24 protein-coding genes are annotated in these 25662 nt (G+C 64.0%); 11 read left to right on the forward strand and 13 right to left on the reverse strand.

From position 1 onward, the window contains the following. Nucleotides 1–587 precede the first annotated feature (587 nt). The 3 genes from AC07R1_RS11715 (at nucleotide 588) to AC07R1_RS11725 (ending at nucleotide 2188) form a co-directional block, all read left to right on the forward strand. Nucleotides 588–923 carry a type II toxin-antitoxin system RelE/ParE family toxin gene (locus AC07R1_RS11715; protein ID WP_495110549.1) on the forward strand — a complete coding sequence of 112 codons (336 nt, stop codon included), beginning with the start codon at nucleotides 588–590 and terminating at the stop codon, nucleotides 921–923. Beyond that, on the forward strand, nucleotides 916–1230 hold the full coding sequence (locus AC07R1_RS11720; protein ID WP_011064278.1) for a helix-turn-helix domain-containing protein: 315 nt from the start codon (nucleotides 916–918) through the stop codon (nucleotides 1228–1230). The genes AC07R1_RS11715 and AC07R1_RS11720 overlap by 8 nt, the downstream gene beginning before the upstream one ends. Nucleotides 1231–1291: 61 nt before the next feature. Continuing rightward, nucleotides 1292–2188: a peptidoglycan DD-metalloendopeptidase family protein gene (locus tag AC07R1_RS11725; protein WP_011064277.1), complete on the forward strand. Its 897-nt coding sequence runs from the start codon at nucleotides 1292–1294 to the stop codon at nucleotides 2186–2188. A 37-nt stretch (nucleotides 2189–2225) separates the two neighbouring features. On the opposite strand, the gene AC07R1_RS11730 is transcribed toward AC07R1_RS11725, so the two are convergent. The 3 genes from AC07R1_RS11730 to phoB form a co-directional block, all read right to left on the reverse strand. Continuing rightward, nucleotides 2226–3566 (reverse strand): hemolysin family protein, encoded by a 1341-nt coding sequence (locus AC07R1_RS11730; protein ID WP_011064276.1) that lies wholly within the window; start codon nucleotides 3564–3566, stop codon nucleotides 2226–2228. A gap of 117 nt (nucleotides 3567–3683) precedes the next feature. Next, a complete protein-coding gene (gene phoR, locus AC07R1_RS11735; protein ID WP_186355251.1) occupies nucleotides 3684–4976 on the reverse strand; it encodes a phosphate regulon sensor histidine kinase PhoR in 1293 nt (430 codons plus the stop codon). 128 nt (nucleotides 4977–5104) lie between these two features. After that, nucleotides 5105–5794, reverse strand: coding sequence for a phosphate regulon transcriptional regulator PhoB (gene phoB / locus AC07R1_RS11740; protein WP_003177195.1), 690 nt, complete (start codon nucleotides 5792–5794; stop codon nucleotides 5105–5107). A 151-nt stretch (nucleotides 5795–5945) separates the two neighbouring features. On the opposite strand from phoB, the gene AC07R1_RS11745 reads away from it, so the two are divergent. Next, nucleotides 5946–6329, forward strand: coding sequence for a COG4315 family predicted lipoprotein (locus AC07R1_RS11745; protein ID WP_011064274.1), 384 nt, complete (start codon nucleotides 5946–5948; stop codon nucleotides 6327–6329). A 116-nt stretch (nucleotides 6330–6445) separates the two neighbouring features. Here the strand turns inward: AC07R1_RS11745 and ubiA are convergent, their stop codons facing one another. Both ubiA and AC07R1_RS11755 read right to left on the reverse strand, forming a co-directional pair. Then, entirely contained in the window at nucleotides 6446–7336 is an 891-nt protein-coding gene (ubiA, locus tag AC07R1_RS11750; protein ID WP_011064273.1) for a 4-hydroxybenzoate octaprenyltransferase, read from the reverse strand. Next, nucleotides 7336–7899 carry a chorismate--pyruvate lyase family protein gene (locus AC07R1_RS11755; protein WP_041120419.1) on the reverse strand — a complete coding sequence of 188 codons (564 nt, stop codon included), beginning with the start codon at nucleotides 7897–7899 and terminating at the stop codon, nucleotides 7336–7338. Before AC07R1_RS11755 ends, ubiA begins: the two co-directional genes overlap by 1 nt. A gap of 215 nt (nucleotides 7900–8114) precedes the next feature. Between AC07R1_RS11755 and AC07R1_RS11760 the strand changes: the two genes are divergently transcribed. The 7 genes from AC07R1_RS11760 (at nucleotide 8115) to AC07R1_RS11790 (ending at nucleotide 11849) form a co-directional block, all read left to right on the forward strand. After that, nucleotides 8115–8282, forward strand: a complete 168-nt coding sequence (locus AC07R1_RS11760; protein ID WP_011064271.1) for a rubredoxin — start codon at nucleotides 8115–8117, stop codon at nucleotides 8280–8282. Nucleotides 8283–8324: 42 nt separating this feature from the next. Then, on the forward strand, nucleotides 8325–9473 hold the full coding sequence (locus tag AC07R1_RS11765) for an NAD(P)/FAD-dependent oxidoreductase (protein WP_053154601.1): 1149 nt from the start codon (nucleotides 8325–8327) through the stop codon (nucleotides 9471–9473). Nucleotides 9474–9662: 189 nt separating this feature from the next. Continuing rightward, the gene (locus AC07R1_RS11770; RefSeq protein ID WP_011064269.1) at nucleotides 9663–9938 is read left to right on the forward strand and encodes an HU family DNA-binding protein; all 276 of its coding nucleotides are present in this window, start codon (nucleotides 9663–9665) and stop codon (nucleotides 9936–9938) included. Nucleotides 9939–10102: 164 nt separating this feature from the next. Continuing rightward, entirely contained in the window at nucleotides 10103–10627 is a 525-nt protein-coding gene (locus AC07R1_RS11775; RefSeq protein WP_123397702.1) for a hypothetical protein, read from the forward strand. Then, entirely contained in the window at nucleotides 10615–10986 is a 372-nt protein-coding gene (locus AC07R1_RS11780) for a hypothetical protein (protein ID WP_072451879.1), read from the forward strand. Before AC07R1_RS11775 ends, AC07R1_RS11780 begins: the two co-directional genes overlap by 13 nt. A gap of 111 nt (nucleotides 10987–11097) precedes the next feature. After that, nucleotides 11098–11532, forward strand: a complete 435-nt coding sequence (locus AC07R1_RS11785; RefSeq protein ID WP_011064267.1) for a DcrB-related protein — start codon at nucleotides 11098–11100, stop codon at nucleotides 11530–11532. A 53-nt stretch (nucleotides 11533–11585) separates the two neighbouring features. Continuing rightward, the gene (locus tag AC07R1_RS11790; protein WP_041120412.1) at nucleotides 11586–11849 is read left to right on the forward strand and encodes a hypothetical protein; all 264 of its coding nucleotides are present in this window, start codon (nucleotides 11586–11588) and stop codon (nucleotides 11847–11849) included. A gap of 19 nt (nucleotides 11850–11868) precedes the next feature. On the opposite strand, the gene AC07R1_RS11795 is transcribed toward AC07R1_RS11790, so the two are convergent. The 8 genes from AC07R1_RS11795 to tssE all read right to left on the reverse strand — a co-directional run bounded on the left by AC07R1_RS11795 (nucleotide 11869) and on the right by tssE (nucleotide 25548). Continuing rightward, nucleotides 11869–12495: a hypothetical protein gene (locus tag AC07R1_RS11795; RefSeq protein ID WP_019093145.1), complete on the reverse strand. Its 627-nt coding sequence runs from the start codon at nucleotides 12493–12495 to the stop codon at nucleotides 11869–11871. A 15-nt stretch (nucleotides 12496–12510) separates the two neighbouring features. Further along, nucleotides 12511–16971, reverse strand: a complete 4461-nt coding sequence (locus AC07R1_RS11800) for an RHS repeat-associated core domain-containing protein (protein WP_495110550.1) — start codon at nucleotides 16969–16971, stop codon at nucleotides 12511–12513. 9 nt (nucleotides 16972–16980) lie between these two features. Next, entirely contained in the window at nucleotides 16981–17406 is a 426-nt protein-coding gene (locus AC07R1_RS11805; RefSeq protein ID WP_011064263.1) for a DcrB-related protein, read from the reverse strand. 18 nt (nucleotides 17407–17424) lie between these two features. Continuing rightward, nucleotides 17425–19362: a type VI secretion system Vgr family protein gene (locus AC07R1_RS11810; protein WP_072443447.1), complete on the reverse strand. Its 1938-nt coding sequence runs from the start codon at nucleotides 19360–19362 to the stop codon at nucleotides 17425–17427. A 130-nt stretch (nucleotides 19363–19492) separates the two neighbouring features. After that, nucleotides 19493–22168, reverse strand: a complete 2676-nt coding sequence (gene tssH, locus AC07R1_RS11815) for a type VI secretion system ATPase TssH (protein ID WP_495110551.1) — start codon at nucleotides 22166–22168, stop codon at nucleotides 19493–19495. After that, nucleotides 22161–23213 carry a type VI secretion system baseplate subunit TssG gene (gene tssG / locus AC07R1_RS11820; RefSeq protein ID WP_011064260.1) on the reverse strand — a complete coding sequence of 351 codons (1053 nt, stop codon included), beginning with the start codon at nucleotides 23211–23213 and terminating at the stop codon, nucleotides 22161–22163. Before tssG ends, tssH begins: the two co-directional genes overlap by 8 nt. Beyond that, nucleotides 23177–25036, reverse strand: a complete 1860-nt coding sequence (gene tssF / locus AC07R1_RS11825; RefSeq protein WP_495110552.1) for a type VI secretion system baseplate subunit TssF — start codon at nucleotides 25034–25036, stop codon at nucleotides 23177–23179. The genes tssG and tssF overlap by 37 nt, the downstream gene beginning before the upstream one ends. Further along, nucleotides 25033–25548, reverse strand: coding sequence for a type VI secretion system baseplate subunit TssE (gene tssE, locus AC07R1_RS11830; RefSeq protein ID WP_011064258.1), 516 nt, complete (start codon nucleotides 25546–25548; stop codon nucleotides 25033–25035). The genes tssF and tssE overlap by 4 nt, the downstream gene beginning before the upstream one ends. Nucleotides 25549–25662: the final 114 nt, after the last annotated feature.

Consider the following 25662-nt stretch of genomic DNA (forward strand, 5'->3'; position numbering starts at 1 on the left):
CTCCTACGGCGGCAGGTGCGTAAGCCGCGAGAACACCCTCTTGCTGTGTAGGAGCTGGCTTGCCAGCGAAGGCGCCCGCAAGGGCAGCACAAGGCTTGAAGGCCTCTTCGCCGGCAAGCCGGCTCCTACGGCGGCAGGTGCGTAAGCCGCGAGAACACCCTCTTGCTGTGTAGGAGCTGGCTTGCCAGCGAAGGCGCCCACAAGGGCAGCACAAGGCTTGAAGGCCTCTTTGCCGGCAAGCCGGTTCCTGCGGTGATGGGAGGCAGTGGAAATCTGCTGAAAACACTTTCCCACTGCGGGCTTTTGCCGGCCGCCGAGGCGGGCTGCTGCGTCATCCCGCTATCGAGCGAGCAACTCGCAACATAGGCTGTAACCCTCAAGCCACAAGGCGTGCTCCGCCCCCCTCGGTACTTTCCGCCGTACGTCAGATTAATTTCTTTGCGCTTGATTTATATCTGTTTGGATATAGATTTCAGGTGGCGCGCTCTGTTGTTCACCCCTTGCGGCCATGCCTTGAAACAACCCGGCGCGACCGGTCCTGGCCGTGTTGATTAGCCTTGTTCCTGGTCATTAACAGGAGAGGTTCGATGCCCAGGCACAAGGATGTGGTGTTTGTCGGGAGCGCGCTGCGGGATCTCAGGGCGTTCCCTGAAGATGCCCGTCGGGCCGCCGGTTTCCAGCTGGATCTGCTGCAGCGGGGTGAACAGCCCTACGATTGCAGGTCGGTGAAAACCATTGGCCCGGGCGTTTTCGAGATCAGGATCCATGAGGATTCAGGGGCGTTTCGGTTGTTCCATGTGGTCCGGCGGGCCGCGGCCATTTATGTGTTGCACGCGGTGCGCAAGACCACCCGCAAGACCGAGGCGCGGGATATCGAGCTGGCTCGTGCCAGATATCAGGAAACAGGTTCACGCCATGACTGACCAACCGATCAACCAGCGCTTTGCCAGTGTCTGGGATGCCCTTGAAGCCACTCCCCAGGAGGCCGCCAACATGCGCCTGCGGGCCAAGCTGATGCTGGAACTGGGCAAGACCGTGCAGGCCTGGGGGGTGTCGCAGAAGGAGGCGGCCAGGCGCCTCAATATCACCCAGCCCCGGCTCAACGATGTGCTCAGCGGCAAGATCAACAAGTTCTCCCTTGATGCGCTGGTCAACCTCTGCGAGGCGGCGCAACTGGGGGTGGACATCCACTTCGACGCCGGCGGCATTGAACCCTTGGCGCCCGCCTGATTCATACAAGCTCCATATCAGGCTGCTAGCGTGATTCCACCCTCTGCCAAGAAGCTGCCGAATGTTTGTGCGCCTGCTGTTTTTCTGTGGATTGTCTTTAGCCGCCACGTCGCTGGCGGCGATGACTGTGTACAAGTCCATCGACGCCAATGGCGTGGTCTCCTACAGCGACCGGCCTTCGCCGGGGGCCCAGGAGTTCGTGTTCCGCGACCGCATGGTGGAGCACCTTGAGCGCCAGGTGCGCCTGGATATCCAGAAGCACAGGGGGGTGGATGCGGTGTATGTGCGCAATGACCTGTATGCCCCGGTGGAAGTGGAGTTGAGCTTTGCCGGGTTGAACAATGTCAGCGGCGCTCCGGGGCAGCCGATCCGCCAGGTGCTGCCGGCCCGCAGCAGGCAGCGCCTGGCGCTGCTCACGGCGATTCGCGCCGACCAGCCTCTGAGCTATGCCCCCAGGTTCCGTTATTCCCTGGGGGATCCGGCAGGCGCCACCCAGGCCTATCGCTACCCGCTGCCCTGGCGTGGCGGGCCGTTTCGCCTGACCCAGGGCGCCAATGGCCAATACAGCCATTTCAGCCCCAAGAGCCGCTATGCGATGGATATCGCCATGCCGGTGGGGACGCCGATCATTGCTGCCCGGGGCGGGGTGGTGGTGAAGACCGAGAACGCCCAGAACGGGCGGGGCAATAACCCGGCGGGCAATTTCGTCCGGGTGCTGCACGACGACGGCACCATGGGCGTGTACCTGCACCTCAAGCAGGGTTCGGTCAGCGTGCGGGAGGGCCAGCGAGTGGCGGTGGGCAGCGCCCTGGGGCTGTCGGGCAACACCGGCAACAGCAGCGGGCCGCACCTGCATTTCGTGGTGCAGCGCAATACCGGGTTGGGGCTGGTGTCGATTCCCTATCAGTTCAACCAGCCCCTGGGGGATCTGCCGAATTTTGCCCTGGGCAACCAATAACCTGCCCGTAGGCGCCGGCTTGGCGGCGAAAGGGCCGTCAATCCAGCATCAGCACCTTGGCCAGGATGATCTTCGGTCCCTTCATCTTCTTGATGATGATGCGCAGGCCTTCGACCTCCAGTACTTCTTCCTCTTCCGGCACCCGTTTCAGGGTTTCGTACACCAGGCCGGCGAGGGTTTCGGCCTCGATATGGTCCAGGTCGATGCCCAGCAGGCGTTCCACCTTGAACAGCGGGGTGTCACCGCGCACCAGCAGCTTGCCCGGCTGGTAGGCCAGGATGCCGCGCTCGGTCTTGCGGTGTTCGTCCTGGATATCGCCCACCAGCACTTCAAGCACGTCTTCCATGGTCAGGTAGCCAATGACCTTGCCGTCGGCTTCTTCCACCAGGGCGAAGTGCGAGCCGCCCTTGCGGAACTGCTCCAGCAACTGCGACAGCGGCATGTGCCGGGATACGCGCTCCAGCGGGCGGGTCAGCTCGGCCAGGTTGAACGACTCGGGAATGTGGTCCAGGGCCGCCAGTTCCAGCAGCAGGTCCTTGATGTGCAGCAGGCCGACGAATTCGTTGCGCTCGCTGTCGTAGACCGGATAGCGGCTGAACTTGTGGCGGCGGAACAGGGCGAGGATTTCCTTGAGCGGCGCGTTGAACTCGACGCTGATCAGGTCTTCCCGGGAATTGGCCCAGTCCACCACTTCCAGTTCGCCCATTTCCACCGCCGAGGCCAGTACGCGCATGCCCTGGTCGCTGGGGTCCTGGCCGCGGCTGGAGTGCAGGATCAGCTTGAGTTCTTCTCGGCTGTAGTGGTGTTCGTGGTGCGGGCCGGGCTCGCCCTGCCCGGCGATGCGCAAGATGGTGTTGGCGCTGGCGTTGAGCAGGTAGATGGCCGGGTACATCAGCCAGTAGAACAGGTACAGCGGCACCGCCGTCCACAGCGACAGCAGCTCCGGCTTGCGGATCGCCCAGGATTTGGGCGCCAGCTCGCCGACCACGATGTGCAGGTAGGAAATGATGAAGAACGCGGTGAAGAACGACACGCCGCGGATCACTTCCGGAGAGCTCACGCCCAGGGCGCCCAGCAGCGGCTCCAGCAGATGGGCGAAGGCCGGCTCACCGACCCAGCCCAGGCCCAGGGAGGCCAGGGTGATGCCCAGTTGGCAGGCCGAGAGGTAGGCGTCGAGCTGGCTGTGCACAGTGCGCAGGATCTGCCCGCGCCAGCCGTTCTTGTGGGCAATGGCCTCGACCCGGGTCGAGCGCAGCTTGACCATGGCGAACTCCGCCGCAACGAAAAAGCCGTTGAGCAGGACCAGGATCAGAGCAAAAAGAATCATGCCGAAGTCGGCGAAAAGAGACGCGAGGGTAAAACCAGGGGAAGGGTCCATGATGGAGTTTTGCGGGTTCCGTGTATTCGAAAAGGAAGGAAATGCGGTGCCTGAAAGGCAGGCACAAGTTACGCAATGTAGCGGCTGACAGGGCAATTGCCTAGGGGCGAGTGGCTGTCAGCGCTGGTCGGTCAGGCTCTGGGTGCGGTTTTTCTTCACTTGGGCCGGAACGAAATGGCAGGTGAAGGTGCTGCCGTGGCCCAGCACGCTGCTGATCTCCAGGCGCGCACGGTGGCGCAGCAGCACATGCTTGACGATGGCCAGGCCCAGGCCGGTGCCGCCGGTGTTGGAGTTGCGGCTCGAATCCACCCGGTAGAAGCGCTCGGTGAGGCGCGGCAGGTGCTTGTTGTCGATGCCGATCCCCGAGTCCTGCACGCTCAGGTGCGCGCCCTGTTCGTCGCCCCACCAGCGAATGCGAATATTGCCTTCGGCCGGGGTGTATTTCACCGCGTTGAACACCAGGTTGGAGAAGGCGCTGCGCAGCTCGGCTTCGCTGCCCTTGAGTTGCACCGACGCGTCGGCTTCCAGGGTGATGCGCTGGTTGCGCTCCCCGGACAGCGCCTGGGCGTCGCTCTTGATCGATTGCAGCAGCACGTCGATGGGCACCGGCTGGTTGTCCGACGGGTAGTCCGTGGCCTCCAGCTTGGCCAGCAACAGCAGGTCGTTGAGCAGGGTCTGCATGCGCCCGCCTTGCTGCTGCATCTGCTGCAGGGCGCGGCTCCAGCGCGGGTTCACTTCCTCGACGTTGTCCAGCAGGGTCTCCAGGTAGCCGCAGATCACCGTCAGCGGCGTGCGCAGCTCGTGGGAGACGTTGGCGATGAAGTCCTTGCGCATCTGTTCCAGCTGGTGGATGCGGGTCACGTCGCGCACCAGCATCAGGTGCTCGTTGTTGCCGTAGCGGGTGATGTAGAGCTGGATGCGTACCCGGTCGTTGGCCGGGGAGGGGATTTCCAGCGGCTCGGCGTAGCTGTCCTGCTCGAAGTATTCCTTGAAGCGCGGATGGCGCACCAGGTTGGTCACCGGTTGGCCGCTGTCCTGGGGCGTCTTGAGCCCCAGCAGGGTCTCGGCGGCGCGGTTCCACCATTCCAGGTTGCCGTCGCTGTCGAGCATGATCACCGCGTCCTTAAGGGCCGCGGTGGACTCCTGGACCCGGTCGATCACCGCCTGCAGGCGCCCGCGTACCCGCTGATCGCGGCGTTGCAGGTGGTAGATGCTGTCGAACACCTCGCCCCACAGGCCATAACCGTCGGGGGGCGCTTCGTCGGGTTGATGCAGGCGCAGCCATTCGTGCAGGCGCAGCAACTGCTTGAGGGTCCAGGCCAGGTAGATGCCCAGGCCGGCGGCCAGGCTCCAGCCGTAGTAGCCGCTGATCAGGCCCACCAGCAGGCAGCCGGTGATCAGCAGCAACATGTGGCGAATCAGGGTGCCATGCCAGTTTTGATTCACTTGAAACACGTCCGTGGAGGGTGGCGCAGCTCCAAGCTGCAAGTGTTGAAGCGGTCACTCATCGGCGTGCCGCTTGTCGCTTGCCGCTGCCGTCAGGCCTTGGTGGAAAAACGATAGCCGGTGCCGCGCACGGTTTGTACCAGATTCTCGTAGGCATCGCCCAGGGCCTTGCGCAGCCGGCGGATATGCACGTCCACGGTGCGTTCCTCGACGTACACATTGCCGCCCCAGACCTGGTCCAGCAGCTGGCCACGGGTGTAGGCACGCTCCTGGTGGGTCATGAAGAACTGCAGCAGGCGATATTCGGTAGGGCCCATTTCCGCGGGCTTGCCGTCGATGGTCACCCGGTGGCTGATGGGGTCCAGCAGCAGGCCGCCGACTTCGATTGGCGCCTCGCCATCGGTAGGGCCGGCACGGCGCAGCACGGCCTTGAGGCGGGCCACCAGTTCGCGGGGGGAGAACGGCTTGGTGATGTAGTCGTCGGCACCGACTTCCAGGCCCTGGATCTTGTTGTCCTCTTCACCCTTGGCGGTGAGCATGATGATCGGGATGTCCCCGGTCAGCTCGTCGCGCTTGAGGCGCCGCGCCAGCTCGATGCCGGAAGTGCCGGGCAGCATCCAGTCCAGCAGGATCAGGTCCGGCTTGCGGTCGACGATGATGGCATGGGCCTGCTGAGAGTTCTCTGCCTCCATGCAGTCATAGCCGGCCATTTCCAACGCAACGGCGATCATTTCGCGAATAGGCGCTTCGTCGTCAACGATCAGAATGCTTCTGCCAACCATGCTTGAACCTCTTGTCATTTAACTGTCTTGCGCCGCATTAGATAACGGAATTATTGCAGTCGTGTGACAGTATTTCAGGTCGCGGGGCGGGGTGCTGCTTCGTGGACTAAGCTTTGAGTCCGATTCCTGACAACCACAAAAGAAGGTTTCCATGACTCTGTTCAAGCAATCGTTGAAAGTCCTGCTGGTAGGCGCTGTCCTGGCCCTGCCGACATTCGCCATGGCCGCCGACCCGGCAATGAGCAAGGACGGCGTGCTGGTGGACCACAAGGGCATGACCCTCTACACCTTTGCCAAGGATGCCGACGGAAAGTCCATGTGCAATGACAAATGCGCTGCCAACTGGCCGCCGCTGATGGCCGAGGGCAGTGACAAGGCCATGGGCAAGTGGACGGTGATCAAGCGTGACGACGGCAAGATGCAGTGGGCCTACGACGGCAAGCCGCTGTACGGCTTCGTGATGGACAAGAAGGCCGGTGACATGACCGGCGAAGGCAAGATGGACGGCGCCTGGAAGGTCGCGAAATCCGACTGACCTCCCGCCGCCCTCCGGGCCATTGGCAGCTTGCGGCAGCGGCTACACCGATCTCTGTAGCCGCTGCCGAGCCCTGGCAACGCTGCGAAAAGGCCCATAGGGCCTTGCTTGACGGTCTAGCGCAACGCGTAATCCAGCACCACCCCGACAAAGATCGCCAGGCCCGCCCAGTGGTTATGCAGGAAGGCCTTGAAGCACTTCATCCGGTCGCGATCGCGGGTGTACCAGAACTCCCAGGCGAAACACGCCGCCGCCACCGCCAGCCCCAGGTGGAACCAGCCCCCCAGATTGAACCGTGCCCCGGCCAGCAGCAGGCAGCCCAGGGACAAGCCCTGCAGGGTGAGAATGATCACCCGGTCGGCATCGCCGAACAGGATTGCCGTGGACTTGACCCCGATTTTCAAGTCATCGTCACGATCGGTCATGGCGTAGTAAGTGTCGTAGCCCACGGTCCACAGCAGGTTGGCGATGTACAGCAGCCACGCGGTGGCCGGCAGTTCGCCGTTCTGCGCGGTGAAGGTCATCAGGATGCCCCAGGAATACGCCGCTCCCAGTACCACCTGCGGGTAATAGGTGTAGCGCTTCATGAAGGGGTAGCAGGCGGCCAGGGCCAGGGCGCCGAACGACAGCCAGACCGTGGTGGCGTTGGTGCACAGCACCAGCAGGAAGGCGGCGCCCATCAGCACCGCGAACAGTATCAGGGCCTCCTTGGCGCTGACTTTGCCGGTGGCCAGGGGCCGCTGGTCGGTGCGCTTGACCTGGCCGTCCACCTTGCGGTCGGCGAAGTCGTTGATGGCGCAGCCGCCGGCGCGGGTCAGCACCACCCCGAAGGTGAAGATCAGCACATGGCTCAGGGACGGCTGGCCCTCGGCGGCGATCCACAGCGCCACCAGGGTTGGCCATAGCAGCAGATAGATGCCGATGGGCTTGTCCATGCGCGCCAGTTGCAGGAAGTCCCAGGCCCGCGGGTGCAGGCGATTGAGGGATTTGAGCAGGCTCAGGTACATCAGCAGGCCTCCGGTCGGGCGTCTATGGCGGTCCACAGGCTGGGCAGGAAGATTTCCGCCACCAGCAGGCTCAGGGGGCCGCGGTCAAAGCGTGAGCGACGGCCCCACAGGCCGTTGTCGGCAACGGCGGCGGGCAGCCAGTGCCGGGGGTAGCGGCAGACTTCGATGGGCTGGCGGGTAAAGGCCTGGTCGCAGAACAGCAACTCGCCCAGGGAGCGGCTGCCCAGTTCGTCGATATTCAGGCCGCCTTCGAGCAGGGCACTGCGGGCGGCGACGCTACGGGCGAACACCCAGGCCTGGCCGTGCCCGCGCAAGTACACCTCGCGCACCCAGCCTTCGCTCTGTTCGGGCAGGCCCAGGGCGGCGCATTCGTCGTTGCGCAGGGTTTGCCACTCTTGCACCAGCGGGGTGACGCTGAAGGCGTTGTGGGACAGCCGGGTCAGGCGCCGGGTCAGCGACCCTTCATCGAACAGCCAGTTGGCAACGGCTGCGCCGGGGAAGGGGGACAAACGGCTTTGCACCAGCCAGGTGGGGGCCGGGGCGGGGGGCATTGAGTGCGGCACAGTGGGTCAGTATTGGCAGCAAATGAGGCGGCGAGCTTAGCATGGCGATCGCCGGTTTTGATTGATCCAGGACGCCCGGCGGCACGAACGTGCTTGCATCTGCCGGTAGTGATCAGTAAAAAACCCCAGTGCCGGACGCTGATCAGCGTGGCCTTCTAGAGTCGATCCATCGACCGACCCACCGGCGAAGCCTGAACCCTTGAGGAAATGCATCAATGAAAAAGTGGCAATGTGTGGTCTGCGGCCTGATTTACAACGAAGCGGAAGGCTGGCCGGACGACGGTATTTTGCCGGGTACCCGTTGGGAAGATGTGCCCGCGGACTGGCTCTGCCCGGACTGCGGCGTGGGCAAGATGGATTTCGAAATGATCGAGATCGCTTGATCAACTTTTGTGGCTTGAACAACCAATAACAAGGAGCAGGGAATGAGCGCACCGGTAGTGATCGTGGGGACGGGCCTGGCGGGTTACAACCTGGCCCGGGAGTTTCGCAAGCTCGACAGCGAGACGCCGCTGCTGTTGATCACTGCCGACGATGGCCGTTCCTACTCCAAGCCGATGCTGTCCACCGGCTTCGGCAAGAACAAGGACGCCGACGGCCTGAGCATGGCCGAGCCTGGCGCCATGGCCGAGCAGCTCAAGGCCGAGGTCCGCACCCACACCCGCATCAGCGGCATCGACCCGGGCCACAAGCGCCTGTGGATCGGCGAGGAAGCGGTGGCCTATCGCGACCTGATCCTGGCCTGGGGCGCGGAAACCGTGCGGGTGCCGGTGCAGGGCGACGCATCCGAGCTGATTTTCCCCATCAATGACCTGGAAGACTACGCGCGCTTTCGCAGCGCCGCGGCCGGCAAGCGTCGGGTGCTGCTGCTGGGCGCCGGGCTGATCGGCTGCGAGTTCGCCAATGACCTGATCCTCGGCGGCTACAGCGTGGACCTGGTGGCACCTTGCGAGCAGGTGATGCCGACCCTGCTGCACCCGGCCGCAGCGGCGGCGGTCCAGGCCGGGCTGGAGAGCCTGGGCGCGCGCTTCCACCTGGGCCCGGTGCTCAACCGCCTGCAGCGCAGCGCCGACGGTCTGGAAGCCCACCTGTCCGATGGCCAGGTGATCGCCTGCGACCTGGTGGTCTCGGCCATCGGCCTGCGCCCGCGCATCGACCTGGCGGCTGCCGCCGGGCTGGTGGTCAATCGCGGAGTGGTGGTGGACCGCGAGCTGAAAACCTCCCACGCCAATATCTATGCCCTGGGCGATTGCGCCGAGGTCGACGGTCTCAACCTGCTGTACGTGATGCCGCTGATGAGCTGCGCCCGGGCGCTGGCGCAGACTCTGGCGGGCAAGCCGACGGCGGTCAGCTACGGGCCGATGCCGATCACCGTCAAGACTCCGGTCTGCCCCCTGGTGGTGTCGCCGCCGCCCCGTGGCGCCGAAGGCGTATGGACTGCAGAAGGGCAGGGGGCCGACATCAAGGTCCTGTGCCGCAACGCCGAAGGCCAGTTGCTGGGCTACGCCCTGACCGGGGCCGCGGTGATGGAAAAACTGGCCCTGAACAAGGAACTTCCTGCGTTGCTGGCTTAAATACCGGTCGTTCTGTCGGAATAACCCGGTTCTTGCCCTCACAAAGGTCGCGGGGAGACTGGCGCCACTCTCAAGCGCGTGCCATCCTCACACCCGTCTGCCGCAGCGTAGAGCCTGCGGCGCCTTGGGCGCTGTTCCCGTGAACAGCACGGACATAACAACAAAAAACCGTCAAAGAGGCTTCACACTATGCGTAAACCAGAACTCGCCGCAGCCATTGCTGAAAAAGCGGACCTGACCAAAGAGCAGGCCAATCGCGTGCTCAACGCCATTCTTGAAGAGATCACCGGGGCTCTGCACCGCAAAGACAGCGTCACCCTGGTTGGTTTTGGCACCTTCCTGCAACGCCACCGTGGCGCCCGCACCGGCAAGAACCCGCAGACCGGCGAGCCGGTAAAGATCAAGGCCAGCAACACCGTGGCATTCAAACCGGGCAAGTCGCTGAAAGACAGCGTCAACCCATAAGCATTGAGCGGGCTCCCGGCAGCGGGAGCACGCAGGGGAAATAGGCACGCCGAGCGCATCGGGTGCCTATTTTTTTGCCTGCCGTTTGCCCGCAGATGTTCTTGCGAAGCCGCTTTGGCGTGGCTAGGATGCGCGATCGTTCGATTTTTGATCTAAGGCCAAGGATGACCCGCCCCACTGACAGCCCCCTTTCATGGGCCGCCCTGCTGCACGGCCTGGCAAGCCCCGGTTTAGTTGCCCTGATCGTGGGCTGCCTGTTCAGCCTTGGCCTGTCATCGGCCGCTGCCGGCAACGACTCGCGACTGGAGCAGATCGGCTATCGCGAGGCCCTCAGCTGGTTCCACAGCCAGAAATACGACAGCTCCGGCGCCTGGCTCTGCGGCTATTCCCTGGCCCGCGAGGACTACAGCGTAGCGCCCAAGGCTCCGCGCCTGCTGGTGGAAGTGGACCAGCGCTTTCTTTACCTCAAGACCGCCGGGCAGCTGGTGGAACTCACCGGCGCCGCCCAGGGCCCGGAACGCAGCGAGTACCAGAACACCGGCGCTCATATCCGGGTCACCCTGAACATCCTCAAGCGCAACAATTTCAGCGAGTACCAGGAGTCTCACGACCGCCAGGTGGTGGCGCGCATCGAGATGAACGACCAGGTCGAAACCCTCACCCTCAAGGGGCAATCATGCGGTACCTGAACCTGGCAGGCCTGGGCCTGCTGATCGCCTGTGCGACCACGCCCGCCCTGGCGGATGAATCGAACCCGGGCAAGGGTTGCTACGGCTACCTCACCGAACTGGTGCGCAGCAGCGATTTTCCCTACCGCGACTTCACCACCCCGGAGCACCTCAAGCTGCTGATCGACCGCGACGATGGCGACCAGCTGAGCCTGCAGCTGTTCTACGAAACCTCCGGCAGCGGGACCATCGGCTGGGTCCGCTACGACGTGCCGCAGCAGGCCCTGTGGAACGTCAGCATCGATCCCGAAGAGCCCCAGGCCCTCAAGTTCGATCAAGGCTTCGCCCGTGCCTACGCGTCCTGCCTGGAAGCGCGTTGAGGGGCCACGGCCGCTGCGCAGAGTTGCCGAGTGGTTCCTTGATTGTTGCCGGCCGTTGCCTGAATATTTGCCACTCTCCGAATCACCCTTTCAGCATGGAACGCCAAACTCTTGTCCACCTACCGCATTCAAGAAGCCGATCTCGATATTCCTGACGCCTGGCAGGACCAGAGCATCAATATCTTCAAGCTGCCAGCCGTTGGCGGTGCCCAGGAAGCCAGCTTCGTCATCAGCCGCGACCCGAGCCAGGGCGACGCCGCCTTTGCCGATTATGTCGCCGCGCAGCTGAATGCTGCCGAGCAGCAACTGCCAGGTTTCAACCTGATCAAGCGCTGGGACTTCGACATGCAAGGCCATGCCGCCGTGCTGCTGGACTACAGCTGGAAACGCGAAGGGCGCGAGCTGATGCTGCGCCAGGTCTTCATCGAGCGTAAGCCGGCCGTGCTGATCACCACCCTGACCACCACGGTCAACGACCTGGTGCATCATGAGCCGGCCTGGAAACAGGCCATGCAGAGCCTCAAGCCGCAGCCTTCGAAAGCCTGATCGGTCAACCTGCCCTGAGGCGCATTGCCCGGTAGCCGAACTCTAGGAACCGCATGAAGTTCAACGATCTGTTCGTCAGTCGCGAGGAGATGTTCTCGATGGGCATCGAGGAATCCACCGGCCAGTACTACCTGACCTTTCCGGTGAGCCTTGGGGTGGTCGACTACGAGGAGTACTACGCCATCGAGCGCGCGACCTTCGAACTGTTCGAACAGGATCTGCAGGCCGCGCTGGCGTTCGTCAGCCGCGCCAGAAAGCGCGAGCTGGACGCGTTGCTGATCATCAAGCCGGGCAAGAATCGCGGCTCGGCGATTTGACCCGGCCTCCAACAGGCGCTCAGTTCAGTGCTGCCAGTAGTTGCTTGTTGAACGACTCTTTCAGGTCCTGATGACCGGTGTAGCCCAGGGTCTGCTCGCTCATGATCTTCGCTAGCGTTTCGTCGTCCGGTTTGATTTTGTTGGTTTTCAAGGCGATAAAAATCAGTGGGACCGGATAGGAGTAATACTTTGGCCTGTCTATGACATCGCTCACCAGCGCGGGGCTGACGTTGAAGAGGTTGAACAGAATAGGCAGGTGAACATCCTGGAGCTGGCGCAGAATCACCTGGCAGGTATTTTCAATACCTTGCTCTGTCACGGGCAGTAGCGGGCAGGCAGCTTTTTCACTGACCGTCGACAAGCTGTAGATAAATTTCGGATTGGCCAGGTTGGACGGGTAGGGCGGGTTTATCTGGTCGATCTCGGCCTGCAGGGCCGGGTGTTCGACGAAGATGAGGATTTCGTAGGCGCGGGTGTTGGCCAGGTATTCGAAATGCAGGGTCGCCACGGCGCCCGATTCTTTCTGTGCAACCACCACTTTGTTCTTGGTGACTTTTACTCCGGGGTAACCCGAGAGCTCGCTCTTCAAAAAAAGCTGGAGCGCCTTTTCAAAGTTGCTGCGCAATTCCTTGGTGTCTGCTTTCATTTCTCGATTACTCGTTCAATAGCGAAGAAGCCAGAAGGTGGCCGAATGCTGTGCGCCATTGCCACCGAACTGGGTACCTCTGGCGGTTTTGGTCGCAACTTCGAACTGGCCCTGGGTAGCGCCCGACGGTTTGATCAGGCCACCGCCCAGGCCACCGTTCGTATTGGCCGGATTACTCATGTCGAACATTCCCGATCCCTGTTGGTTCTTGGTCAGTTTGCCGCTGCCATTTTTGACTTCGAACACGTGGTAGTTGCCGGCTTTGTCCTTGGCGATGATATCTGCCCTGATGCGATAGGACTTCTGGGTGACAGGGTGTTTGACCTTCATGGTCAATTCTTCACCTACCACAGTGAAACCGTTCCTCTCGAGGTCAGCTTTGGCTTTTGTAGTGCCCCTTCTGCCGCTGTAGGCCGATTTGCAGATCCAGCCCAGCGGATCGATCCAACCGATTGGGTTGGGAGCGTACTGATAAAGGTTCAAGCCTCCGGCCAGGCCGATGGGGTCCGGCGTGGTGAAGCGCCCGATATCCGGGTCGTAGAAACGGAACGTGTTGAAGTGCAATCCAGTCTCGCGGTCCAGGTACTGGCCCTGGAACCTGAGATTCTGTTCCTCGATGTAGTAGGGCTCGCGTATTTCTTCGACAGTGTTGCCCCAGACCTGATAGCGGGCCTGCCAGACGCTATGGCCGTCAGGCTCGCAAAGCTGTTGAGGCAGGCCATTCAGGTCGTTGTGGTAGTAGCGGATCTTCTGCTGCGCGCCGAGGCCGTCGACCCGCGCCAGGGGCGCATGTCCCAGGTCTTCATAGACATAGAGGCTGGTCTGTTGATTACGCTGTTCCTGCAGCAGCCGCAGGCCATCCCAGACGAATCGCGTTTCACCCAGAAGGTTGCCCTGGCTGTCGTACTCGCTCTTGCTGATGCGGCGACCCAAGACGTCGTAGCGCATCCTGACCAGGGTTTCGCCGCTGGAGGTCTGATTGCGCACTTCGATCAACCGGTGTTCGGCGTCGTAGGCAAAACGTTGCACGCCTCGCCGACCACTGCGTTTTTCAATCATTCGCCCGAAGGCATCGTAGCGGTAGCGCTTGTCCTGGTAGGTCAGCAATTTGTTGTGCACCACCAGCCCGGCGCCCGCCTTCGGGCCATCAAGCAAATTGGCGGCGGCGTCATAGGCGAAGGTTTCTTTCTGGCCCTGCAGGCCGTCCTGGCTGGCAATGATTCGCCCGGTCGCGTCGTAATGGAACAGTTGCCGATGTTGCCCGGTGGCATGTCGCTCGGCCAGGCCCACCAGATTATCGCTATCGTCGTACTCCAGGTGTCGCTCCGGGGCTGTTGGCAAGGTGTTTGCCAGCAGGCTGGAATGCTGCAGGCGTGCGCGCAGGCGGCCACACCGGTCGTATTCGCTGCGAGTGCTGATCTGACCCTGGGTGCGCAGCACCTCACGGTGCAGACGGTCACGTTGAAAGTCGCTGACTACCTGGCCATCGAGATTGATCTGGTGCAGATGGCCGCTGCCGTAATAGAGCCGGTTGAGCCAACGCTTGTCCGGTAGCTGGGTCTGAGTCAAATTGCCCAGTTCGTCGTATCGATGGATCAGGCTGCCGGCCACGGTGTGTTCTTCGAGTAATTGGCCCAGGGCGTCGTAGCTGAAACTCAGTGCCTGCTGGTTGCCGAGGTTGTCGGTAAAGCTGGCGGCGGTCAGTTGGTTCAAGGGGTCGTAGGTGTATTGGCTGCGGCCATCGTCTGTGATTTTGGCCAGCAGCCGTCCCACGGCATCGCGCTCGAACCGGTGGATGATCGGCGCGATAGGTTGCGCGGGCACGGCGCTCAGCCCGGTGCCATAAGGGGCGGGGTGGGACTGGAGTTCGACGACGTTGTTCAGCAGGTCATAGCCATAGCGTTTGGCACTGCCGTCGAGGTCCTGCTGTTCGCTCAGGCGGTTGCCGGCGTCCCAGGCAAAGCGATAGCTTTCGCCGTTCTCGTTGGTGAGCGCCAGCAGCCGTCCGTACGCGTCATAGTCGAACCGGACCTGTCGGCCGTGAGCGTCGATGCGCTGGCGTATCTGCCCGCGCCGGTTGTACTGGTAGAGCGTGGTGTAGCCGGAAGGGTCGGTGTAGCCCTGTAGCTGGCCGTTGCTGCTGCGTTGAAAATGCTCGGCGCGCCCATCGGCCAGTTGGCTGCTCAGCAACCGGCCCTGGCAGTCGTAATGGAACCGGGTGTGCTCGCCAAGGGCATCGATGATGGCTTTCACGTTGCCGCGTCGATCGTATTCGAAGCGGGTTGGATAGCCCGAGCAGTCCAGGTGTTCAAGCAGTTGCCCGGACGAGTTCCAGCGCATCTTCCGGCTTCTTCCCGCGGCATCGATGATCTCCACCACCTGGCCGTGCGCGTCATGGCGGTACTGGGTCACCTGGCCCAGCGGGTCTACTTCGGCGATACAGTTGCCCCGGGGATCGTAGCGCAGGTGCCAGCTTTCTCCGGCGGGATCGGTCAGGGTCTGTGGCAGCGACCAGTGCTCCAGCCACAAGGTCGAATGGCTGTGCCCCAGAGGATCGGTCTCGGCTATCAGGTTGCCGGTTTCGTCGTAGCTATAGGCATAGCGCCCTCCCAAGGGGTCGGTGGCGCTGAGCAGTTGGCGCTCATCGTTCCACTCGAAGGCCCATGTCTGGTTGAGGTTGTCGGTGTACTCGACGATCTGCAACTGGCTGTTCCAGCGGCGGCGGCTGAGGCGTTGCAGGCTGTCGGTGACCTGGGTGATTCCCGCCTCCAGATCATAGTCGTACTGATAGCTATCGCCTTCGTCGGTCCAGTGACGGGTCACTCGCCACTGCTGGTCGGCAAATTGTGTCCATTGATAGAAGCAGTGCAGCCCGGTGGCCAATTGATGTTCAATCATCCGGTGGCCGGCGTCATAAGCGAAGCGACGCTGTACCTGGCCTTCGCTATCGCGCACCTGTGCCAGGTCTCCTGCCGCATCGTAGTCGTAGCTGACCAGCACTTCCCGTTGCTGGTCGGGGTACAGCCGTTCGACCTGGGCAATCCGACCGGGCCAGAGCGTGCTGTAGCTCAGTTCGAGCTGCGCCTGTTCAAAGGTGTCACGCAGCAGCCAGAGGCGTCCGGACGAGTCGTACTCCAGGTGCAGACGGTTGTCGTTGCGGTCCCCCAGCTGGCTCAGGCGCAGCCGCGAGGAGTCGCCCGGCAGCGGCTCGAACAGACGGTAGATACCGTCGCTGCTTTCGATCAGCAACTGTCCGTTCTCGTTGCGTCGCACGCTCAAGCCTTCACCGGGGCTGAAGGCTCCTGCACCCAGGGCAATGGAGCCCATGTCGATGCGGCGTCCTTGCTCATCAATGTAGAGCAGGCGCTCGCCACCTTCGGGGTGGGGCTCGATCTGGACGCTGATCTCGTAAGGCAAGCTCCAGCCGGCTCCGAGCAGGCCGTCACGACGTTCGTCGCGGCTGTTGTAGAAGCGTTGCCATTCGATGGGCATCAGCCCGGGCAGGGTGAAATCCAGATCGTCGTCGGCTCCGAGCACCTTGGCCCCGGTGGCTGCATGCACCGGGTGGGTCGAGGCGACGACGGCCTGGGTCAAAGCATTGGTGGCCTGGCTGACGACAAAGGAATTGACCCCCGCCATCAGCATGCACGGCAGGTTGCTGAGGAACTTGCCCTTGCCGCCCTTGAGCATCATCAGCACGGTCACCGCCAGGCCCACCCCCGGGGTCTTGCCGCTACGGATCTCGCGCACCACCACCGAGCCACCGCCGATGGTCACGTTCGGTGAGATAGGCCCGGCCGACACTACCTTGGCATCGCAGGTGCTGCGGTCGCCGCTGCGTACTGCCGGCTGGCCGTCGATGCTGACCTTTTCCGAGCCTTCAGCCAGATACTGCACCGGCATCGGCGGGTGCTTGGTGCAGGTCACCAGGTCCAGTTCCTTGGTCTGGGAGCCTGGCGCCGGGGAGGCCACGGTGGGCCGCCACATCTGCGAGAAAAACTCCTTGGCCATGTCGAGGAAACCGGGCCCTTCTTCGGGCGTTGCCGACGGGGTGTCGGTGGCTTCGCCTTCTTCGGCGCCGTCGCCGCTGATCTGTGTCGGCGTTGCGATGCCGGCCGCGCGGGCCGCCGGCTTATTGTTGGTCAGGACCTTTTTCGAGCCGCTGGCGATGGTGGCCTGGATCGAGGGCGGGAACAGGGCGTTGGCGATGCCCTCGCATAAATTGCTCAGGCCCTTGTCGGCTCCGGTCTTGCTCATGACCACACCGACGACGACGCCCACCACCAGCCCCAGCACACAGGCGCCGAGGCCGCCGGTGGCCACGGTGATGCCTGCCGCCGCGGCTACTGCCATGGTCGCCAGGGCGCCGATGGCAACGTTGGCCGCCACCTCCAGCACACCGCCGAGAATGTCGGCCATCATCGAGGTGTGTTCCAGCCCGTCACCCAGGCGGGCGGCCCACAGTGCGTCAGACATGGCCCTGCCTCAGCCCAGCACCAGGGTGTTCTTGATCTGCGCCCAATGGGCGGCTTCCGCGTCGCCGAGCTTCTGTGCCTTGACGTAGCTCATGGCGAGCATCTGTCGGGTGCCGGGCAGCACCAGGGCCAGCTGGAACTGGAACACCTGTTCTTTGCCCTTGTTGAACTGGCTGCGCAGCTCCAGGCCCTGGATGTCCTGGGCCGGGCCCAGCTGCACCGGTTGCGGAGCCTGGCAGCGCAGGTCCTGGACTTGCTGCTCCAGCCGCTGCAGCTGGCTGGCCAGGTTGCTCTCCAGGGTTTCGCCGTCTCCCAGCAGGCTGCGGCTGACGATCAGCGAAGTGCCCAGGGCCGGGAACTTGAGGATGTTGATCGAGGCGTCCTGCAGTTCGCCGGCAGGCAGCTGGAACTGCAATTCATTGAGGCGATAGGTCATGGCATGGGCATCCGTTCATTAGCCTTTGGGGGCGGAAAAGGGGGCTTTGGCCTTGGCGCTGATGGCGCCCTGCACACCCTGGCCCTCGGTGGTGGTGCCCGGGCCGCCGCCGTTGTTCAGGTGCAGCACGCCACCGGTATTGATCTGGGCATCGGCCGAGGCATGCACGCTGATGTTGACCCCGCACAGGTTGATCTGGCCGCTGGCGTTGAGCTCCAGGATGCTGGCCCCGCATACCAGGCGCAGGCGCTCGCCGACCTCGATCACATAGCTCTGGCCGACGCTGTCGAGCTTCTTCTCGCCGACCGTCAGCTCATCCACGTGCTGGACGATGCGTGTGCGCTTGTTGCCGATGGTCACGTACTCGTCGTGGCCGATGCTCTTGTTGCGGTTGTTGCCCACCGAATGGCTTTCGTTGACCTCGACCACGATGTCCTGGTTGCGCTCGGCGTGGATGTACAGCTGCTCCGCGCCCTTTTTGTCTTCCATGCGGATTTCATTGAAGTTGGCCGGGCTGCCGCCCTTGCTCGAACGGCTCTTCATGCCGCTCTGGGTGGCGTTGGCGGGCAGGTCGTAGGGCACGGTCTGTTCGGCGTTGTAGACCCGGCCGGTGATGATCGGGCGGTCGGGATCGCCTTCCAGGAAGCTGACGATGACTTCCTGGCCGATGCGCGGGATCTGCATCGAGCCCCAGTTCTTCCCGGCCCAGGCCTGGGACACGCGAATCCAGCACGAGCTGTTTTCGTTGGACTGGTCGTGGCGGTCCCAGTGGAAGTGCACCTTGACCCGGCCGTACTGGTCGGTCCAGATCTCTTCCCCGGCCGGGCCCACCACTCGCGCGGTCTGCGGGCCCTGGACCATGGGCTTGTGGGTGGTGGCCAGGGGGCGGAAGCTCTGCTGGGCGTCGATGCAGGTCAGGTGGCTCTCGAACTGCGCCGAGCCGCCGCCAGCGCCGCTCTCCAGGCTTTCCTGGACCAGGTAGTAGCGGATGCTGACGATCAGGTATTCGCGGTTCTGGTCCTGGCGGCTGAAGCCGGTGAGGCTGAACAGGTTGCCCACCCCCAACCCCCGGGCGTTGCCGCTGAGCTCGATGCGCTCATGCAGGCTTTGCAGGGCCTCGATACGGGTCTGGGCATAGTGCTCGCCGTCGCTGCTCTGCACGTAGGTGCCGGGGTAGTCGTAGAGCGGGTAGTCGCCGGCGCTGTGGGGCCGCGGCATGGCCGAGCGCACGTCGATCCGGGCGCTGGGGCGCTGGAAATCATAGTCGTTGAGCTCCAGCGAGCCGGGCTGCACCTCCTGGGCCAGGTGCCAGTCGAACATGTGGTCGCGCTCGCGCTGCTGCTCGTCTCGCGGGTAGTAGGGCACCGAGGCGTAGCCGGGCACGCTGCTGTGAGCGCCATAGGCGTCGGCCAGCACCACCACGTGGCGGTCCTTCTCGTGGCGGAAGAAGTAGTAGATACCTTCCTGTTCCATCAGCCGGCTGACGAAATCGAAGCTGGTCTCGCGGTACTGCACGCAGTACTCCCACTCCCGGTAGGGGCGGCTCAGGGCGTCTTCGAAATCGGAAAAGCCCAGGTCGCGGAACACCTGCTTGATGATCTGCGGGATGCTCAGGTTCTGGAAAATCCGGCAGTCGGAGGTGCGACTCAGCAGCCACAGCCAGGGGCGCAGCGTCACCTCGTAGCTGGCGAACTGGCCGGTGTCGATGTTCTGGCTGCAGCGCGCGACGATGCCGTGGAAGTACCGCTGGCCGCCGCCGTCCAGCTGTACGCTGAGGCCCATGGGCTTGCCCAGCAACTGGTTGAGGTCGATGTTGGCGTCACTGGAGGCCAGTTGCAGCTGGTAGTCGAACAGCCGCCCCAGCTCCTCGCCGCCGCCCAGGCTCTTGAGCAGCAGGACGTCCGGGCCCAGGGGGCAGTTGACCTGTGCCAGTCGTGTGGATTGCTGAAATAACATCGTCAGTCTCGTTGAATGCGTGGTGTGCCAGGTCAGCCCCCTGCAGGAGCGAGCGTGCTCGCGAAGGCGCCAGGTCCATCACCGTGGCGGTCGCTTCGCTGGCAAGCCGGCTCCTGCGCAGGGCGTGGGGTCAGGCCGGCTCGCTGAAGTCGTAGTGCAGTTCGTTGTCGCGCTGGCTGATGCGCACCCCGGCCAGGGCGCGGCCTTCGAGCATGCGGTTGAGGAACTTGCGGCTCATGTCCGGTAGCAGGCTGTTGGTCAGGATGGCGTCGATCATCCGCCCGCCGCTTTCGGTCTCGGTGCAGCGCGAGACGATCAGGTCGATGACCTCGTCGTCGAAATCGAAATCCACCTTGTGGGTGCTTTCCACGCGCTTCTTGATCCGCCCCAGTTGCAGGCGGGTGATGGCCTTGAGCATCTCGTCGCTCAGCGGGTAGTAGGGAATGGTCACCAGGCGCCCCAGCAGTGCCGGCGGGAAGATCTCCAGCAGTGGCTGGCGCAGGGCCTTGGCGATTTCCTCCGGCTCGGGCACCGCCTGCGGGTTCTTGCAGACGTTGGCGATCAGCTCGGTGCCAGCGTTGGTGGTGAGCAGGATCAGGGTGTTCTTGAAGTCGATCATGCGGCCTTCGCCGTCTTCCATGACGCCCTTGTCGAATACCTGGAAGAAGATCTCGTGCACGTCCGGGTGGGCCTTTTCCACTTCGTCCAGCAGCACCACGCTGTAGGGCTTGCGCCGTACCGCTTCGGTGAGCACGCCACCTTCGCCGTAGCCGACATAGCCCGGCGGGGCGCCCTTGAGGGTGGACACGGTGTGGGCTTCCTGGAACTCGCTCATGTTGATGGTGATGACGTTCTGCTCACCGCCATACATGGCTTCGGCCAGGGCCAGGGCGGTTTCGGTCTTGCCCACCCCGGAAGTGCCGGCCAGCATGAACACGCCGATCGGCTTGTTCGGGTTGTCGAGGCCGGCGCGGGAGGTCTGGATGCGCTTGGCGATCATCTGCAGGGCGTGGTCCTGGCCGATGATGCGTTTCTTCAGGTGCTGGTCCAGGTTGAGCACGGTTTCCAGCTCGTTGCGGGCCATGCGCCCCACTGGAATGCCGGTCCAGTCGGCGACCACCGAGGCCACGGCCTGGTAGTCCACGGTCGGCAGGATCAGCGGGGTCTCGCCTTGCAGGGTGCTGAGGCGCTGTTGCAGGTCCACCAGTTTTTCCCGCAGGCCGTGGCTGTCGTCGCCGACGTCGCTGTCCACCAGGCCGACGTTTTCCCGCAATTGGGCCCGGGTTGCCAGCAGTTCGTCCACCAGGGTCTTCTCTTGTGCCCAGCGGCTTTCCAGCTCGGCCAGGCGCTCGCGCTCGGCAGTCAGGAGGTTCTCGCTGTTGACCTGGCGGTTGCCAATGGCAACGCCGATCGCCTGTTCCCGGGCGATGATCTGCAGCTCGGTTTCCAGGGCCTCGATGCGCCGGCGGCTATCGTCCACCTCGGCCGGCACGGCGTGCAGGCTGATGGCGACGCGGGCGCAAGCGGTATCCAGCAGGCTGACGGATTTGTCCGGCAACTGGCGCGCGGGAATGTAGCGATGGGACAGTTTGACCGAGGCCTCCAGGGCTTCGTCGAGGATCTGCACCTGATGGTGCTGTTCCATGGTCGAGGCCACGCCGCGCATCATCAGCAGCGCCTTGTCTTCCGAAGGTTCGGCTACTTGCACCACCTGGAAGCGCCGGGTCAGGGCCGGGTCTTTCTCGATGTGCTTCTTGTACTCGGCCCAGGTGGTGGCGGCCACGGTGCGCAGGGTGCCACGGGCCAGGGCCGGCTTGAGCAGGTTGGCCGCGTCGCCGGTGCCGGCGGCGCCACCGGCGCCCACCAGGGTGTGGGCTTCGTCGATGAACAGGATGATCGGCTTGGGCGAGGCCTGGACGTCCTCGATGACCTGGCGCAGGCGCTGTTCGAACTCGCCCTTCATGCTGGCGCCGGCCTGCAGCAGGCCGACGTCGAGGCTGCGCAGTTCAACGTCCTTGAGCGCCGGCGGCACGTCGCCGGCGACGATGCGCAGGGCGAAACCTTCCACCACCGCGGTCTTGCCCACCCCGGCTTCACCGGTGAGGATCGGGTTGTTCTGCCGGCGGCGCATGAGGATGTCCACCAGTTGGCGGATCTCTTCGTCGCGGCCGACGATGGGGTCGAGCTTGCCGCTGCGGGCCTGTTCGGTGAGGTCGACGGTGAAGCGCTTGAGGGCTTCCTGCTTGCCCAGGGCGCTGGGGGCCATGGCGCCGCTGGCTTCGCCGGGCACCGCACCGGCACTGAAGCCGTCGCTGGCGCTCAGGGCGTTTTCCGGCGAGTCGCCGATGTATTCGTCAAAGCGCTCGCACAGGGTCTCGACCTTGATCTTGTCGAACTCGCGGGACAGCCCCAGCAATGCATGGCGCAGGCTCGGGGTCTTGAGGATGCCGATCACCAGGTAGCCGGTGCGCACCTGGCTTTCGCCGAACATCAGGCTGCCGTAGACCCAACCGCGCTCCACCGCCTCCTCGACGTGGGACGACAGGTCGGTGATCGAGGTCGAGCCCCGGGGCAGGCGGTCCAGGGCCTCGGTCAGGTCCTTGGCCAGGCGCGCCGGCTCCAGGTTGAACTGGCGGATGATGCGGTGCAGGTCCGAGTCCGTAAGTTGCAGCAACTGGTGAAACCAGTGGGCCAGTTCCACATAGGGGTTGCCCCGCAATTTGCAGAAGACCGTGGCGGCTTCGATGGCTTTGTAGGCAACGCTGTTGAGTTTGCCGAACAGCGCCGCGCGACTGATTTCACCCATGCTCTGTGCTCCTTGGTGTACGTGAGGTAGTGGCCAGGTCGGCGTAGTGCCGGGCCAGTATTAGATCCTTGGCATCGCTGCCGGGTTGGCCGAGCCAGGTGTTGAAACCCAGGCGCTGGCGGCCGTTGAGTTGCAGCTTGGGCACTTCGTCCTTGAGCAGGACCAGGTTCAGGTCCCAGTCCAGCTCGAAGCCCAGGTATTCGGCGGCCCAGGCCACCAGTTCCTGGAATTGCTGGCCGTCGGGCAGCATCCCCAGGTAGTCGTCCAGTTTCATCGGGCCGAGGCGGATGCGGAACTTGTGCTGGCGGTCCCAGACGTGGCTGCCCAGGCAGAAATCCACCCCCAGCTGATGGGATTGCACCCCGACCCGGCTGCGTTCGGGCAACTCCAGCCACTGGCCGACATATTCCTCGATCTGCACCGGCAGGCCGAAATACTCGCTGATGATCGCCCGCAAGCCGTCCGGGTAGCGGGTCTGGGCCGCCAGGTGGCCGCTGTAATGCAGCTTGGCGGTGTCGGCTATCAGACCCTGCTTGAGCAGGCTGGGCATGCCCCGGCCCGACAGCGCCGCCAGCCGCGCCGACCAGTAGTCGTCGTCCGGGCGATCGTGGCTCACCGTCGGTCGGGCTTCGGCCCAGGCCCGATAGAACAGGCTCAGCAGGCGGTGGTGGAACACATCGAGAAAGCGCTTGCTGGTGCTGTCGGCGTTGTTGCGCTGGCGCTCGCGCACGTATTCGGTGATGTGCAGCGGCAGCGGCCCGTTGGGCCCGCCGAGGCCAAAGAAGAACTGCTCCAGGCGGGTCGCGGCGCCGTCGCTGCCGGGGGTGACCGAGGCCAGGGTGGCCGGGGCGAAGCTGCAGTCGGCCTGCTGTCCCAGGCGCAGCGGATCGTCCGCCAGGCGCACGGAGTGACCGAAGCGCGGCAGTTGCGGCGACAGGCATTCGATACGCCGCAGGGCCTGGAAGAAGTCGTACTCCCAGGGCTCGGCGTGCATCGCCGTCAGCGTATTCAAAGAGTCGGACGACGTCCGGGCTTGGCTTTCCATCGCATGATCTCGCCGCGTTCGGTGGTACGGATCACCGTCTCGGTAAAACTGTTGATCGACACATAACGTGCCAGGAAGCGCTCGAATACCGCGCCGAGCAGAAACACCCCGGTGCCGCGGAACGCGTTTTCATCGTACTCCAGGGTGATCTCCAGGCCCCGGCCGAAGACGATCGGCCCGGGCATCGGCAGGCGCCGGGTCACCGCCTTGCTGCTGACTTCCCGCAGGCCCTCGATCTGCAACTGCAGGGCCGCGTCGTTGCTGTCGCCGTACAACCGCAGCAGTTCGCGCAGGGCCGCCGCGCCCTGGCCCTGTTCGCTCAGGGACAGGTAGTTCAGCGACAGCTGGCTGATCAGGCGCCAGGCCTTGCCGTCGTGGGCATGGCTGGGGCGCGGCCGGCTCGGGCCCGCCAGGCAGCGGATGGCCTGTACCGGGGCGCTGTCGGCCAGGGTGAAGTCGGTCTTGCCGTTGCCGGTGTTCATGAACAGTGGCAGGTCGCGGTTGGTGCACAGCGCGCTGACCCCGAGCTGGCGCAGGTCGTGGCGATAGGGCGCCTGCTGGCTGTCCACCAGGCTGACGAAGGATTCGCTGCCGATGTAGGTGGAGCGCGGGCCGTTGCGACGCTGGTCGCTGGACAGCACCCGCGGCTCGCGCCGGACGATGTAGTAGGACTGGTCGCGGCCGTAGCGGGATGGATCGCGCACGGCGTAGAACGGCAGGAACGGCTGTTCCGGGCCGGTGCCGTGGCCGCTGATGGCGGTCAGCGAGTGGACCTCGAAATCCATCGGTCGGGTGCGGTCGGCGATCACATGGTGCTCGTTGACCCGGTCGGACAGGTGGATACGGTCCAGGCGCTTGGGAAACAGGTTGATCGCCGGGGTGCAGAAGGGCACGAACTGAGCGCTGCCGACGCTGCCTTCCAGGCTCTGGTCGAAGCGCTCGAAGAGCACGATCAGCTCCAGCTCCTGGCCGGCGCAGCGCTGGACCGCGCGCCCCAGCTGGGCGAATTCGACGAACAGGAAGCGGTTGGGCAGGGCGAAGTATTCCTGCAACAGGCGGTAGCCCTGGAAGGCCTGGGGCACCACCGGCAGCGCCGCGTCGCGGTCGTCGAAACCGCGCGAGCGCAGGGCGTCCGGGGGCAGGCGCTCGACCCAGTCGCCGCCCGGGGCCCGGGCGAACACCGCGCAGACGTTGCCCAGCAGTTGTTCGTAGAGGCGGAACGGCTGTTCGTCATTGCCGTTCAGGTACAGCGGCAACTCGTCCAGGGCCAGGCTGTTGAACGGCAGTTCGGCGCCGGTGCGCAGGGTCAGGCGCAGCCCGGCCTTGGCCCTGGGCTCGCTGGCGGCCAGGCGCCCGAGCACTGCCGACGGGTTGCCGAAGTATTCAGCCTGGGCCACTTGCAGTGGCCACAGGGTCACCGAGTGCGCGGTGCGGTATTCGCAGCAGGTCTGGGTATCGCGGCCCAGGGCGGCGCGCAGGCTGGTGTCGCGCTCCAGGGTGAAGCCGCTGCTCAGGGAACCTTCGTCGGGATCGGCCTGCAACTGCACCACGGTCATCGACGGGGTCGGTGCCAGGTAGTGCGGGTAGGCGATCTCCAGCAGGTTGTGGGTGAAGGTCGGGTACTCGGCGTCGAGCTTGAGCTGCACCCGGGCAGTCAGGTAGGCGAAGCCCTCCAGCAGGCGCTCGACATAGGGGTCGGCGCAGTCCATGCCCGACAGGGTCAGGCGGCTGGCGATCTTCGGGAATTCCTTGGCGAACTCCGCGGCGCTTTCGCGCACGTGGTGCAGTTCCTGGTTGTACAGCTCCAAGAGGCGCGGGTTCATGAGCGCCTCCGGGAGTCGGCGTGCACCACTCGTACGTGGCCCGATTCCAGGTCCATGTCGGTTTGCAGCAGCAGACGCAGGGGCATCGGCTGGGCCCAGAGGTCGCCTTCGATCTCGAAGCTCAGGGCGTTGTGGTTCATTTCCCCGGGCGCGGTGCGTGCGCGTACCCGCAGGGTGCTGCGCAGGATGCGCGGCTCAAAGGTGGCGATGGCCTGGTGGATCAGCGCCTCCAGGGCCGGGATATCGATGCTCGAAGCGCTGTACCCGGCCAGGGCCGGCAGGCCGTAGTTGACCACCGAAGTACCGGCGGGGGTGTGCAGGGTGGCGTCGGCTTCCAGCAGGGAAGTGGTGTTGAGCAGCCATGCCAGGTCGCGCAGTACCGAGGCCTTGAGCTGGCTCAGGGACAGCACGCGTTTGTCCGGGCTTTCTTTCAGGTTGCCGGGTTCATCGTCGGTCAGACGATCCAGCAGGGAGGGTTGCAAGCGATCGCGGGCGGCGATGTCGGTTACCAAGGGGTTCGCTCCAGGATCGGATTGCGCAGGCATGACGTCACGAAAAGGGGCATAACCAAAGACTCACGAGGACGCGGTCCTGGCCAACCGTCCTAGGGTTGGGCCCGGGGCAAA

It is taken from the genome of Pseudomonas sp. GW821-FHT07F01 (assembly GCF_059418825.1).